The organism is Halorientalis sp. (assembly GCF_028275115.1).
In the GTDB taxonomy this organism is placed as follows: domain Archaea; phylum Halobacteriota; class Halobacteria; order Halobacteriales; family Haloarculaceae; genus Halorientalis.
Map to the genome: position 1 here is coordinate 41,035 of NZ_JAQCNH010000029.1, position 12,625 is coordinate 53,659.

The 12,625-nt window shown below is 64.5% G+C and carries 13 protein-coding genes and 1 pseudogene; 9 read left to right on the forward strand and 5 right to left on the reverse strand.

What is annotated here, in order from left to right; translation table 11 throughout:
* Positions 1-51 precede the first annotated feature (51 nt).
* Positions 52-2,361: a heavy metal translocating P-type ATPase gene (locus Q0964_RS04815; RefSeq protein WP_299264115.1), complete on the forward strand. Its 2,310-nt coding sequence runs from the start codon at positions 52-54 to the stop codon at positions 2,359-2,361.
* Between the two features lies 1 nt (position 2,362).
* Here Q0964_RS04815 and Q0964_RS04820 read toward each other — a convergent pair whose 3' ends face one another.
* The gene (locus tag Q0964_RS04820; protein WP_299264117.1) at positions 2,363-3,151 is read right to left on the reverse strand and encodes an enoyl-CoA hydratase/isomerase family protein; all 789 of its coding nucleotides are present in this window, start codon (positions 3,149-3,151) and stop codon (positions 2,363-2,365) included.
* 162 nt (positions 3,152-3,313) lie between these two features.
* Here Q0964_RS04820 and Q0964_RS04825 point away from each other — a divergent pair, with 162 nt between their 5' ends.
* Together Q0964_RS04825 and Q0964_RS04830 are read left to right on the forward strand one after the other, a co-directional pair.
* Positions 3,314-3,751: a bifunctional nuclease family protein gene (locus tag Q0964_RS04825; protein ID WP_299264120.1), complete on the forward strand. Its 438-nt coding sequence runs from the start codon at positions 3,314-3,316 to the stop codon at positions 3,749-3,751.
* A gap of 80 nt (positions 3,752-3,831) precedes the next feature.
* Positions 3,832-4,320 carry a universal stress protein gene (locus Q0964_RS04830; protein ID WP_299264123.1) on the forward strand — a complete coding sequence of 163 codons (489 nt, stop codon included), beginning with the start codon at positions 3,832-3,834 and terminating at the stop codon, positions 4,318-4,320.
* On the opposite strand, the gene Q0964_RS04835 is transcribed toward Q0964_RS04830, so the two are convergent.
* Positions 4,321-4,791 carry a phosphopantetheine adenylyltransferase gene (locus Q0964_RS04835; protein ID WP_299264126.1) on the reverse strand — a complete coding sequence of 157 codons (471 nt, stop codon included), beginning with the start codon at positions 4,789-4,791 and terminating at the stop codon, positions 4,321-4,323. It lies immediately after the preceding gene.
* Positions 4,792-4,916: 125 nt separating this feature from the next.
* On the opposite strand from Q0964_RS04835, the gene Q0964_RS04840 reads away from it, so the two are divergent.
* Positions 4,917-5,384: a DUF4112 domain-containing protein gene (locus Q0964_RS04840; protein ID WP_299264128.1), complete on the forward strand. Its 468-nt coding sequence runs from the start codon at positions 4,917-4,919 to the stop codon at positions 5,382-5,384.
* Positions 5,385-5,408: 24 nt separating this feature from the next.
* Here Q0964_RS04840 and Q0964_RS04845 read toward each other — a convergent pair.
* Together Q0964_RS04845 and Q0964_RS04850 are read right to left on the reverse strand one after the other, a co-directional pair.
* A pseudogene (locus tag Q0964_RS04845) lies at positions 5,409-5,894 on the reverse strand (RNA-guided endonuclease TnpB family protein); the annotation flags it as partial.
* A gap of 248 nt (positions 5,895-6,142) precedes the next feature.
* Positions 6,143-7,252, reverse strand: a complete 1,110-nt coding sequence (locus Q0964_RS04850) for an AI-2E family transporter (protein ID WP_299264134.1) — start codon at positions 7,250-7,252, stop codon at positions 6,143-6,145.
* Between the two features lie 380 nt (positions 7,253-7,632).
* On the opposite strand from Q0964_RS04850, the gene Q0964_RS04855 reads away from it, so the two are divergent.
* From Q0964_RS04855 to Q0964_RS04875, 5 genes are all read left to right on the forward strand, one after another.
* Complete coding sequence (locus Q0964_RS04855) at positions 7,633-8,709, forward strand: disk-shape morphogenesis protein volactin (protein WP_299264137.1); 1,077 nt, start codon at positions 7,633-7,635, stop codon at positions 8,707-8,709.
* Positions 8,710-8,825: 116 nt separating this feature from the next.
* Positions 8,826-9,077 (forward strand): hypothetical protein, encoded by a 252-nt coding sequence (locus Q0964_RS04860; RefSeq protein ID WP_299264140.1) that lies wholly within the window; start codon positions 8,826-8,828, stop codon positions 9,075-9,077.
* Positions 9,078-9,117: 40 nt separating this feature from the next.
* The gene (locus Q0964_RS04865; protein WP_299264143.1) at positions 9,118-9,531 is read left to right on the forward strand and encodes a hypothetical protein; all 414 of its coding nucleotides are present in this window, start codon (positions 9,118-9,120) and stop codon (positions 9,529-9,531) included.
* A complete protein-coding gene (locus tag Q0964_RS04870) occupies positions 9,528-9,743 on the forward strand; it encodes a hypothetical protein (protein ID WP_299264145.1) in 216 nt (71 codons plus the stop codon). The genes Q0964_RS04865 and Q0964_RS04870 overlap by 4 nt, the downstream gene beginning before the upstream one ends.
* 62 nt (positions 9,744-9,805) lie before the next feature.
* Positions 9,806-10,705, forward strand: coding sequence for a cell division protein CdpA domain-containing protein (locus Q0964_RS04875; RefSeq protein WP_299264148.1), 900 nt, complete (start codon positions 9,806-9,808; stop codon positions 10,703-10,705).
* A gap of 298 nt (positions 10,706-11,003) precedes the next feature.
* Here the strand turns inward: Q0964_RS04875 and Q0964_RS04880 are convergent, their stop codons facing one another.
* Positions 11,004-12,548: a (R)-citramalate synthase gene (locus Q0964_RS04880; protein WP_299264149.1), complete on the reverse strand. Its 1,545-nt coding sequence runs from the start codon at positions 12,546-12,548 to the stop codon at positions 11,004-11,006.
* Positions 12,549-12,625 lie beyond the last annotated feature (77 nt).

Here is a 12,625-nt window from a genome sequence, read left to right on the forward strand (position 1 = left end):
GCCGGCTGATAACAGCGCGATTAATAAGCACTGCCGGACTACGGTCTGGTAGTGAGCGAAGACACCGCGAACGGCGACGGGGGGCCGGGCGATGGGACTCGGCTCCGTCTGGAGGTGCCGGAGATGGACTGTCCGTCGTGTGCCGGAACGGTCGAAAGCGCACTCAACGGCGTCGACGGCGTAACCGGTGTGGAGTGTAGCCCGGCGACAGGCGTGGTCACGCTGATGGCGGCGTCTGCAGACACTCGCGAGGCGGCTGTCGAGGCGGTAGCGGGTACCGGCTACGAGGTGACCGGCGTGTCCAAAGCCGGCACGACGCGAGCGGGGCCGGCCGCAGCGGACCCGGTCTGGCAGACCGTGCGGGCGAAAAAGACCGCAACCGGCGGCGCGCTGCTGTTGGTGGGCCTCGCCATGCGGTTCCTGCCGCTGGGAGTTGACGTGCCGGTCGCCCGGCTCTTCGGTCAGTCGCTGCTGGCCCCCGACGTACTCCTGCTGGTGGCCGTCGTGATCGGCGGTGAAGTGATCGCTCGAAACGGCTACTACTCGGCACGAAACCTGCGTCTCGACATCGATTTCCTGATGACCGTCGCGATAGTCGGCGCGACCGCGGTGTCGCTGGCGACGCCCGAACGGTTGCTGATCGAGGCGGCCTCGCTCGCAGTGCTGTTCAACGTCGCCGAGTTGCTGGAGCGTCACGCCGTCGGTCGGGCCAGAAACTCCCTGGCCGAGTTGCTGGAACTCGCACCCGAGCGCGCACTTGTGCGACGTGACGGCGAACCGACGGAGGTGCCAGCGAGTACGGTCACGGTGGGCGAGACCGTCGTCGTCGAGCCAGGAGAGAGGGTGCCCCTGGACGGCGAGGTTATCGAGGGCGAGAGCGCGGTCAACGAGGCTCCGATCACGGGCGAGAGCGTCCCCGTGGACACCGGCGTCGGCGACGAGGTGTACGCCGGGTCGATCAACGAAAGCGGCTACCTCGAATTCGAGGTAACCGCGAGTGCCGACGACACCACACTCTCGCGGGTGATCGACCTCGTCGAGGGTGCACAGGAGCGGAAAACCGACCGCGAGCAGTTCGTCGACCGCTTCGCCAGTTACTACACGCCTATCGTGGTCACAGCCGCGATTCTTACCGCGACCGTTCCGGCGCTCGTCTTCGGGTGGCCCGCCGTCGAGTGGCTCGTCAACGGCATCACGTTCCTCGTAATCGCCTGTCCCTGTGCGTTCGTCATCTCGACGCCGGTCACGGTGGTCTCTGGGGTGACGAGCGCGGCCCGCAACGGTGTTCTCGTCAAGGGCGGCGATCACCTCGAAGCGATGGGGGAGGTCGACGCTGTCGCCCTGGACAAGACGGGGACACTGACGACCGGCGACCTCGGTGTTACGGATATCGTTCCACTCGGGGGGAACGACGAGGCCGATGTCCTGCGCTGTGCCCGCGGGCTGGAAAGCCGGAGCGAACACCCCATCGCGACGGCGATCGTCGGTCACGCGAGCACAGCGGGTGTCACGAACGGCGACCGCGAAATTGAGGCTTTCGAGAGCCTGACTGGACAGGGCGTCCGGGCAGACCTCGGTGGATCGACACACTACGCCGGTAAGCCCGGCCTCTTCGAGAGTCTGGGTTTCGACCTGGGACACGTCCACCTCACGACCGACGCGGGCGAGTTGCCCGGGGACGCTCGTGACCGGTGTGAGCGCGCGGACTGTCTCGACCTCGTCGAGGACACCATCCCACGGCTCCAGGGCGAAGGCAAGACCGTGAGCCTCGTCGGAACGGACGAGGAAGTCGAGGGGCTGATCGCCGTCTCGGACACGGTCCGACCGAACGCCACTCGCACCGTCGAGGCGCTGCGCGAGCAGGGGTTGACGACGGTGATGCTCACCGGCGACAACAAGGGGACCGCCCGCGCCGTCGCCGAGCAGGTCGGCGTCGACGAGTTCCGGGCCGGCCTGCTCCCCGAGGACAAGGTAACGGCAGTCGAATCACTGCAGACCGACTACGGCGAGGTCGCGATGGTCGGCGACGGCATCAACGACGCGCCTGCGCTGGCGACCGCCGACGTAGGCGTCGCTATGGGTGCGGCCGGCTCGGATACGGCCATCGAGACCGCCGACGTGGCGCTGTTGGGCGACGACCTCTCGCGACTGCCGTACCTCTCGAAGCTCGCAGCGCGAGCCAACGGTGTTATTCGCCAGAACATCTGGGGCTCGCTGGGCGTGAAGGCCCTCCTCGCGCTCGGGATTCCGTTCGGCTTCGTCGGTGTCATCCACGCCGTCCTGATCGGTGACGTCGGCATGACCAGCGCCATCACCGGCAACGCGATGCGACTGGCGCGGCTGACGCCAGAGGACCTCTAGCTCACTCCCCGCGGAACTCCGGGTCCCGGTCCTCTAGCATCGCCGCGAACCCCTCGCGGCGGTCGTCGCTACCCCACAGTTCCCGGGAGTGGTCGTACTCCATGTCCAGGCCGTCGTCCAGTGTCACGTCGAAGGCGCTGTGCAGACACTCCTTGGCGCGGGTCATCCCCATCGGTGCGCGGGTCGCGAGTTCGTCGGCGTACGCACGGGTCTCCTCGTCGACGGTCCCCGGTTCGACCACCTCGTTGACGAGGCCGAGCCGTTCAGCCTCCTCGGGGTCGATCTGGTCGGACTTCATCACCAGTTCTTTTGCTTTCGCCAGGCCGATCAGCCTGGGGAGACGCTGCGTGCCGCCGCCGAACGGGAAGATGCCCAGTTTCGTCTCCTTGAGGCCGTATGCGGCGTCCGCACCGAGGATTCGGAAGTCAAAGGACAGCGTCAGCTCGAAGGCTCCGGCGATGGCGGCCTGCTCGACGCCGACGACAGTCGGAATCGGCAGGGCTGCGATGCCGTCGAACAGGCCGCGCAGACCGTCGTAAATCGCCTGATGACCGTCCACGTCGGCCTCAGCCATCAGTTCCAGGTCCATCCCGGCCGAGAAGACCGAGCCGTTCCCGAGCAGCGTCATCGCGCGCACGTCGTCGCGGTCGTCGACGGTCTCGACGGCCGCCCGGAGGTCGTCGATGACCGCCAGGTTCAGTGCGTTTCGCTTCTCTGGGCGGTCCAGCAGTACGTCCGCCCGGTGGCCCTCGAACGAGACCGCGACCGTTCCGGCTCCGATCGATTGCATGGCCCCATCCACTGCCGAGGCGTATAAAAAGACTCGCCTGCGCGGCGCGCGATATCGCGCTCGGTGGTCCGTCGCCTGCACGTCGATGCCAACGCCGAACTCCTCGCGCGCCACACCGCCGGCTCGGGATATCTTTTCATACCCACCGACCGTACTGTGGGTATGAACGAAGCCACCGTCGAAGGCGTCGGTGTCGGCGTCGGCGACGAAGGCTCGGGCACGCCCGTCGTTGTCCTGCGTGCGCGGAACGAACTCCTACCGATTTTCGTCAGTAGCGACCAGGCCCAGTCGATGCAACTCGCCATCGAGGGCGAGCCGTTCGACCGACCACTCACACACGACCTGTTCGTAGAGATGGTCGCAGAGTTCGGCGGCGCTATCGACAAGGTACGCATCGACGACCTCGCCGACGGCACCTTCTACGCGAAAATCGACACGGAGCAGTACCACGGCGGCGAGCGCAAGGAGTTGGTCTTCGACGCCCGCCCCAGCGACGGCATCGCGCTCGGCCTTCGCGTGGACTGCCCGATCCTGGTCTCCGACGAGGTACTCGACGCCGCCGGCCGCCCACCCGAGGAGTTCGACGTCGAGGGCACCTGACCGGACGAAGCGGTCCTTCCAGCGACTGAGAGGCGGCGGCCGTCTTTTTTGTTCCGCGGTGAAAAGCTCGAACCGAATCCATGGTAGCTCACGATTACGACACGATTCTGGTTCCGACCGACGGGAGCGAGGGCGCGCTACTGGCAGCCGAACACGCTATCGGGTTGGCCGAGCGGTACGACGCGGCAGTTCACGTCCTCGCGGTCGTCGACGTCGACGACGTGGCCCTGGCCACACCGACCGACACCGGTCTGGGCGACCTGAAGTCGACGTTGCGGACACAGGCACAGGCCGACATCGACGAGGTCGTGAGTATGGCTAGGGCGGAGGGACACGAGACCGAGGAGGCGATTGTTCCCGACACCGAGGAAACGATTCTCGTCGGCGTCCCACACCGTTCCATCGTCGAGTACGTCGAGGACGAGGGAGTCGACCTAGTCGTGATGGGGACCCACGGGCGGCGGGGGATACAGCGCGTCCTGGTCGGTAGCGTCGCCGAACGCGTCGTCCGGACCTCTCCGGCACCGGTCGTGACGGTCCGTCCCACCGACGAGGACGGGGGGGCCTGATCACGCACGGACACGTCCGTGCTCGTCGATCTCGCCCCGAACGATCCGCGTTGAGGAGATGCGTTCGCCGTCGTCTGCGTGAACGTAGGGTGCAACGATTCCCTCGATCGGTTCGAATCCTCGCTCGCGCCGTCCGTCGTTGATCGCCGCCAGTTCCGGCGCCGTCTCCGGCGAGACGACCAAGGCGTCGATTCCCGGCTCGTCGCTGACGATTCCGTGCTCGTCGGCCAGCCGCCTGATTTCGACGTCGCGGTCCCACTCGTCGAGGGCGGTGAGAGCGGTTTCCAGCGCGGTTCGTCGCCGCTCGAAGGGCGGCACCTCGCGCGTCCGCGACGCCTGCGCGAACGCGTCGCTGGTCAGTCCGACAGTCACCTCCTCGTCCCCGTGTTTCAGTGCCGTCCGCAGGAGGCGCCGATGGCCGTCGTGGAGCGGCCCGAAAGTTCCGGCGACGGCGACGCGGGTTCCGGTCACGGCCGACCTTCGCGCGCCAGCCACTTCAACGGCGACGACCGGCGTGTCGAACTGCCAGCGATGGTATCAATACCCGAACACGAGCGGCGTCGGTGTTATAACCTGAGGAGCCGAACCAATCGGACATGAGCGGGGAGTTAGAGGCGCGACTCGACGAGGCGTTCGACGGGGACCCACCGGACGGTGTAGACGAGGCGGCGCTCGATCGGCTCAAAGCCGTGGCCTACGTGATGGACGAGAGTATCCGCGTCCCTGGCACGGAGTTGCGGGTCGGGTTCGACCCGCTGCTGAGTGCGGTGCCCGTAGTGGGCGACGTGGTCAGTGGTGGCCTCTCGCTGTACATCGTCGTCGAGTCCGCGTATCTCGGCGTTTCATACGCGACGCTGGCGCGAATGCTCGTCAACGTCGCCATCGACACGGGCGGCGGTGCCGTGCCGTTCGTCGGGACCGTCTTCAGTGCGATCTGGAAGTCCAACAAGCGCAACGTCGAACTCCTGGTCGAGGAGTTAGCTGGGAGTGACCAGCCGGATTCGGTCACGGAGACGACCGACCCGGAGCCAGTGACGATCGAAGTCGACGAGCCAGTCGGCTGACGCGGCCTGGCCTCCCGACGGCCGTATCTCCACGCCGTACTCGAAATCGTAGCGGTCTTCGAGTACGTCACCGACGCCAAACTCGAGTGTACTTCGGTCTTCGTCCCAATCGAACGTGTAGAGGTCGTTGCGGACGAGACCGTGCAACTCGTTGCCCTCTTCACGAGTGCCCCAGTAGCCCGGTGGTGAGGGTTTCTCGATCACTGCCGGGTCGGAGTCGTCGTAGTACTGGTCAAGCAACTGGAAGTGGCTCCGCCATGCTTCGCTGTTCTTGCGAGCGATTTGCTGGCACGTTGCTTTCCCGAGTATCGGCGCGTACTCGTCGTAGAGGTCGGTGTGGTCGGCGTCCCATACGTCACCATTGTCGCTGAAGTATTCTTGGCGGCGTCGGTAGGTGATCTGATTCCAGAGGGGTGGTTGGGCGGCCAACCAGTCAAACAAACACTGCCGATACCTGTTGCTGGTCGCTCCAGCAGTGTAGGTATTCGTTCGCTGTGGCCGGTCGCTCACACAGTATATTATGTGATAGATTGGTGTAAACGTTGGGATTACAACCAGCCTATGTCTTGTGGTTTATGCCATGTCATGTCGGCTTCATTCACACCCCTGAAGGGGTGGGCTTTCGCCTCGCTATTCTGTAATCGGGAGGGTCGTTGGCGTCGCGGGCACCCGCGCGACGCTCGTCGTCGCCACACAGAACGAGGACCCCGGATGTGACTGGCGACGACGGTCGAACCGGGCAGGACGGCCTCGTCACCTCAGTCCTCGCTGCCCGGGTCGGCGTGCCCGCCGTTGCTCTCCCGTGTCGCGGCGGGGTTCGTCTCCAGCCAGCCCAGTCGTCCGTCCTCGGGGACTTCGGGTGGTGGCGTGTTCATCGCGAGAGCATCGTAGTGAGCGTCGAATGCACGGACCATCGCGGCGAACAGGCCGATGACGAGCGGCCCGACGAACAGGCCGACGGCACCGAAAGTGTAGATTCCGCCGACGACGCCGACGAGGACGACGCCTGGGTTGACGTCCGCCGACTGGTCGATCGCGATCGAGCGCAGGTAGTTGTCGACGAGGCTCACGGGAACCAGTCCCCAGAGCAACAGCGCCACCGCGAGGCCGGGTTCGCCGAGCAGATACAGGTAACCGACCGCCGGCCCCCACACGAGGAAGGCACCAATTACCGGGAGGAGGGCAGTAATCGCCATGACGACCGCCCAGAACGTCGCGTTCGGAATCCCGACTGCCCACAGGCCGGCGCCGCCGATAAGCCCCTGTACAGTCCCCACGAATATGTGGCCCGCGACGACGCCCCACGTCATCCGGTCCATCCTGGCGACGATCTCGTGTGCAACGGCGTCGTCGAGTGGCGCAGTTCGAACCGCCCACTGGACGAAATCTGGCCCGTCGACGAGTACGTAGTACACCAGGAACAACACGAGCGCGACCCCGAGGAGGATGTATGTGACGTAGGAGACGATCTGCGGAGCGTTGCCCGTGACGAAGTTGGCCACGAAGGAACCGATGTCACCGGTCGTGCCCGCGAGGTCCAGGTTCGACCCGGAGAGGGCCTGGATTTCGGCCTCGATGCGCTGGAGGTTCAGCCCGGTTTCGCCGGTCGCGAGCTGTCTTGCGTCCCGATAGACGACGTAACTGACGTACGCGAGCGGGATGAGGAGTGCGACGGCACCGCTAACGATCGCGGTGATAGCGGCCGGCCGCACGCCGAGATACGGCATGAGCCGACAGTGCAGCGGTCGGAGCGCGTAGCCGAGCAGGAGGGCAGCCAGCACGAACTGCAGAAACGGGAGGAGAACGGTGAAACTCGCCACACCGGTCGCAACCAGGAGGACGATGAGGAACGCCTGCTCTCGGTTCATACGTTGTCTGGTTCGTACGACGTAATAAAACCGAACCTGGAGTTTCACGGTCAGAAACTCGGTGTCGCCAGTCGGACCGGTCGGTCACGCCGTTCGGTCTGACGACCGGCCCTGGCCGCTCTGTCAGTCTCTGTCACGGGTTCCGTACCGACGACGGAATCCACGGCGGGCCCGCGCGACACCCGCTGTCGCGGATGTAGAGCGATGCGAGACCGGCGTTCCGATCACTGCTGTTGGCACCGGTGAGACTGTCTCCGAGCGGTTCCCGGAAAACGAGTGCCGTACTGAAACTTCTCACTCGTTGCTTATTGACAAATTGATACGACATCAATCCGAGCGGAACAGGGGGATTTATTCTCTTGGGCCTCGCACACTCAGATATGGCAAAAGGATTAGACGTGGGAACGATGAACATATTGTCAGCTAGACAGGACGGCTCTGAGACGGTCTTCGTTCAACAGCGGAACTCCTTCGTGGAAATCGAGTACTCCGACATGGCCGAGCAGATGCTTTCCCGGAGCGACGTCCTACACATTCGGAAAGACGAGAAGGTGTACGTGGTCGGTGACGACGCTCTCAACTTCGCGAACATATTCAACAAGGAGACCCGGCGGCCGATGCAACACGGGATCCTCTCGAGCGACGAACAGTCAGCCATTCCGATGATGAAGCTGATACTCGAGCAGGTCGTCGGTGAACCGGACTACCCGGGGGAGCGGTTGTACTTCTCCTCACCAGCGGATCCGATCGATTCGGACCTTTCGACGCTGTATCACCAGAAGACACTCGAATCGTTCATCGACGACATCGGGTACGACGCCGAACCCATCAACGAGGGGATGTCCGTTATTTACTCCGAACTGGCGGACAACTCGTTTACCGGCCTGGGTATCTCCTTCGGCGCAGGAATGACCAACGTCTGTCTCTCGTACTACGCCGTCCCGGTGATGAAGTTCTCCGTCGCGCGTGGTGGCGACTGGGTCGACGAGCAGGCCGCACAGGCGACGGGAACGCCGGTCGACAAGGTCACCTCGATCAAAGAGGAGGACTTCGAGCTCGACTTCCAGACCGACGTCGGCGGTGTCGAGGGTGCGCTGAGCATCTACTACGAGAACCTGCTCGATTACGTGGTCGAGCGTATCGTACAAGAGGTCGACGAAGAGGACATCGAGGAAGGACTCGACGTGCCCGTCGTTGTCACGGGTGGGACGGCGAGTCCGGACGGCTTTCAGGACCTGTTCCGCGACCACATCGAAGACGCCGAAATCCCCTTCAGCATCAGTGATGTCACACACGCTTCGGAACCGCTGTACAGCGTGGCACGCGGTGCGCTCGTCGCGGCGCGGTCCGACGAGGAAGAACCCGAGCAGGACGCGGCCGGAGCCACCGAAGAAGCCGGAGGCAGGACCGCAGACAAGCCGACTCAGGAAGCGGCCGAGGCCGCCGAAGAGAGCTGAGGTACTCGCCGGTCGAATCCGGCGAGACCTACTGAGAGAGTCGGCAGCTACCGGGTTGCCACGACCGGCCGGTCACTGCTGAAACAGTTCTCCAAACGTTTCACACATCCGCTACCATGCAATGCCCCCGCTGTGACGCCGAGATGGCCGTCTACACGCTCGAAAACAAACGGTCACTCTCGTGTAACAAGTGTCATTTCGTAGGTATTTCGATCGATCACACGTCCGAGCGTCGGGCCTCTGAATCGTGGGCAGCCGCGCTCGACCGGTTCCGTACGGGGACCGGCTTAGCCGACCGAGAGGCCACAGATGCCGAAGGCACGAGCGACGACGTCGACGGGGGCGAGCGGGACGAGACGGCCTCCTGAGGGTGGTGTGATTATGTGGGTCGAGAAACAAGCCCGCGACATGCCGGAGTTACGTATACGCGAGGAGCAGGCCGAGCGTCTCGCCGAATTACGCGAGGAGCTCGCGACAGCACATGCGGGACCGTACGCTTCAGTTGCGGCCGAGGATGCCATGGAGTATCTGCTCGACCTCGCCGACGCGACCAGTGACCTGGACCCACCGGTCGAGTCGGAGGCGGGGTCGGCGCCCGCAGGTGATAGCACGGCGGAGACCGAAGAATCGACCGCGAGTGATGCGTCCGGAGCGGGGCAGACCGACGCGGACGAGCTCTTCGACCTGCTGGAAACGCACTCTGAGAAGTGGCGTGAAGCGTCCGGCGACGAACCGTACGAGGTCGACCTGCCTGGCGGTGAGACGACGACCGTCCGGACGAAAGACGACGTGAAAGCGACGTTGTTCCGTGAGTATCGATGAGTCTGCTCGGTCGGATACGGTCGTGGCTACGCGGGGCCGACGGTTCCGATGACGACAACGCCGAACCGAGTGAGCGACCCGCCGACGGGGACGGTAAGCGGAGACTCGATCCAAGCAACGTCACCGAGGTTCGCAGTTCCGAGACGGGCGGCGTCGACCCCGTGGAAAAGCTTCGGAACGTCGACGCGGACGACGAGGACGACAGTTCGTGACGATACAGTCGTTTCTACTGCCGAACAAACATTTAGTACGGCAGCATCTGTAGTAGCCTGTAATGACCGAACGGTCCCCGCGGAAAAACGTCTTGTTCAAGTGGTACAGACAGTATATCGGGGAGCCGACCACGGATACGGAAGTGTATCTCGGGTTCGGCCTCTTTTTTGGAGGCTGTGCCTTCGCCGGCCTGGGTCTCCTCCTGTTTCTCGCGGGGACGGCGGTTTACGGGCTTCGGGACGGCGGCTACTTCGCGCTGGCCCAGCCGGGTTACTTCCTCGCGATGTTGTCCGTTCCCGCGGTAGCACTGTCGATTGTGGTCCTGCTACCGACCAATCGAACCCCCACCGTCGCAGGGTACGGCGGGGCCGTGTTGACGGTCGTCGCTGCCACTGCGTTCCTCCTCGCGTACCCGGACCAGTGGTTCGAGTTCGGGACACGGAACACGCTCGCAGTCGTCGGACTGTATGCGATCGGGATTACCATCCTCATCGCCGTGGCGGGCAGCGCCCTCGTCGCGCACCGGGTCGAACAGGCACAGAATTCGGTCACGAAATTGGAGGACAGTGGAGGCGACGCGAACGAGACCGTGACGACCGAACAGGTCGAGTCGGACATCGACGACGCGATGTCCGAGGTCGATCTCAACTGGGGCGGGGTCGAGCGGGAAGACCATCGCCGACTGGAGTTCACCCCGGAAGAGGACGGGGTCACCAGCGAGAGCGTGGACATCGATGCAGAACGGACTGTCAGTCCGGGCGGGGTCGATTCGGAGGTGGAAGGGCTCAAACAGCTCAAAGGCGAGAACAACAACGTCGACACCTCGACGACCAGCGTCGACGACCAGACGGCTGCGCTGAACGAACTCAAGCGGGAGAAACAAGCAGGCGGCGATGTCCCGACAGAACGGGATGAGAAGGGTTTGTTCACGCGTCTCGTCGACTGGCTCCGTGGGTCCTGATGGAGACCGGGTTCGTCTCGAGCCGGTTCCGCTGACCGTTCGGCAGGCCCACCGCACCGTCACGAGGGGGCGTGAGTGGGCCGCCGACGTGTCCTCTCGCGACCGTCGCTCGCCGGAATAACACGGGTTGGCGGACCGTCTCTCGAACTCGAACCACTGCGTTCGCGCTACCCGTGACAGTGTATCACTCAGCTTTTAGAGGGAGTGAGCCAGGCGACTACGTTCCCGTACGAGCCGGTGACCCTGCCATCGGTGGACAGACACAGAGTGCGCGGACCGGCCGCGTCGTCGTTCGTGGTTAGTCGTCGGCGAGCACCTGCTCGGGTTCGTTCTCGAGCAGGCGGTCGATAGCCTCGACCATCGCTTCTACCGACGCACGGGTGATGTCGGCGTCGGAGACGGCGACGGTGACGGCGGTGTCGCCGCGGGACATCTCGACTTCCACTGTCACGACGGCGTCGGTGCCGCCGGTGATGGCGTCGACGTGGTAGGAATCGAGAGAGGCGTCGGCGGCGTGGCCGAGCGCCTGCTGGACGGCGGAGACGGCGGCGTCGACGGGGCCGTCACCGTAGCCCGACGCGACGCGTTCCTCGCCGTCGACTTCGACTCGAACGCTCGCGGTCGGGGTACCCGAACCACTCGCGGCAGTCATCTCTAGAAGCTTCACGCGACGGTCCCGGTCCTGACCGACGACTTCTTCGGCGATCGTGAGCAGGTCGGCGTCGGTGACGCGCTTGCCGCGGTCGCCGATGGCCTTGACGCGTTCGACGACCGCCTCGATCTCCTCGTCATCGGCGTCGATACCGTGTTCTTCGAGGGCGGCTTCGACGCCGGCGTGACCGGCGTGTTTCCCGAGGACGAGCCGACGCTCCCGACCCACCTTCTCCGGCGGATAGGGCTCGTACATGGCGTCGTCTTTCAGCGTTCCGTCGGTGTGAATACCCGACTCGTGGGTGAAGGCGTTCTCGCCGACGACGGCTTTGTTCGGGGCCAACGGCACGCCGGTCGAGCGGGAGATTAGTTGTGCGAGGGTGTGCACCTCGGTGAGGTCCATCGGCTGGACGTCGTAGCCGTGGTCCAGCGCGATGGCGACCTCTTCGAGCGCGACGTTGCCGGCACGCTCGCCGATACCGTTGATCGTCCCGTGGACGAGGTCGGCACCTGCGGCGACGGACACCATCGCGTTCGTCACGGCAAGGCCGAGGTCGTCGTGAGTGTGGGTGCTCGTCGGGCCGAGTTCGGTCATCGGTCCGATCCGTTCGAGCGTGTCGTCGGGCGTGGCGTGGCCCACCGTGTCGGCGTAGCAGATCCGGTCGGCACCGGCGTCCATCGACGCCGTCATCAGTTCTTCGAGGTACTCGACGCGCGCCCGGGAACCGTCCTCCGCGATGACCTCGACCCAGAGGTCGTGGTCTTTGGCGTAGGACACCAGCTCACGAGTGTTCCGAACGTTCTCCTCGTGAGTCGTCCCCACCTTCTTCTCGATGTGCTTGTCGCTTCCCGGGACCACGATAGTGACGCCGTCGACGTTACAGTCGAGTGCGAGGTCGACGTCGTTTCTGATCCCACGGCAGAAGCTCGTGATTGTCGCGTCCAGGTCGAGGCCGGTCACGCGCTTGATCGTCTCGCGCTCGCCCGGCCCGGTGCAGGCACTGCCGGCCTCGATGAAGTCGATCGCTGCTCGGTCCAGCCCGCGGGCGATGCGCGCTTTTTCATCGGGCGTCAGCGACACGCCCGGCGCCTGCTCGCCGTCGCGAAGCGTTGTATCGAGAAACTGTACGTCTCCGACGTTGCTCGGGTCCCGAAGCTGTGGGTGGCTCCCGAAGAAGCTACGTTGTGTCACCGTTTGTCCACTTCCATCAGGCAGAACCAAGAATTTCGCGCCCAGCCGCCTTGCGGCGACTTCCTCTATCCCCCGTC

Bases quoted from the DNA above. Each gene is read 5' to 3' on its own strand.
- Q0964_RS04820 (WP_299264117.1), bottom strand. From the start codon at position 3,151: ATGCAATCGATCGGAGCCGGAACGGTCGCGGTCTCGTTCGAGGGCCAC.
- Q0964_RS04825 (WP_299264120.1), top strand. From the start codon at position 3,314: ATGAACGAAGCCACCGTCGAAGGCGTCGGTGTCGGCGTCGGCGACGAA.
- Q0964_RS04830 (WP_299264123.1), top strand. From the start codon at position 3,832: ATGGTAGCTCACGATTACGACACGATTCTGGTTCCGACCGACGGGAGC.
- Q0964_RS04840 (WP_299264128.1), top strand. From the start codon at position 4,917: ATGAGCGGGGAGTTAGAGGCGCGACTCGACGAGGCGTTCGACGGGGAC.
- Q0964_RS04850 (WP_299264134.1), bottom strand. From the start codon at position 7,252: ATGAACCGAGAGCAGGCGTTCCTCATCGTCCTCCTGGTTGCGACCGGT.
- Q0964_RS04855 (WP_299264137.1), top strand. From the start codon at position 7,633: ATGGCAAAAGGATTAGACGTGGGAACGATGAACATATTGTCAGCTAGA.
- Q0964_RS04860 (WP_299264140.1), top strand. From the start codon at position 8,826: ATGCAATGCCCCCGCTGTGACGCCGAGATGGCCGTCTACACGCTCGAA.
- Q0964_RS04865 (WP_299264143.1), top strand. From the start codon at position 9,118: ATGCCGGAGTTACGTATACGCGAGGAGCAGGCCGAGCGTCTCGCCGAA.
- Q0964_RS04870 (WP_299264145.1), top strand. From the start codon at position 9,528: ATGAGTCTGCTCGGTCGGATACGGTCGTGGCTACGCGGGGCCGACGGT.
- Q0964_RS04875 (WP_299264148.1), top strand. From the start codon at position 9,806: ATGACCGAACGGTCCCCGCGGAAAAACGTCTTGTTCAAGTGGTACAGA.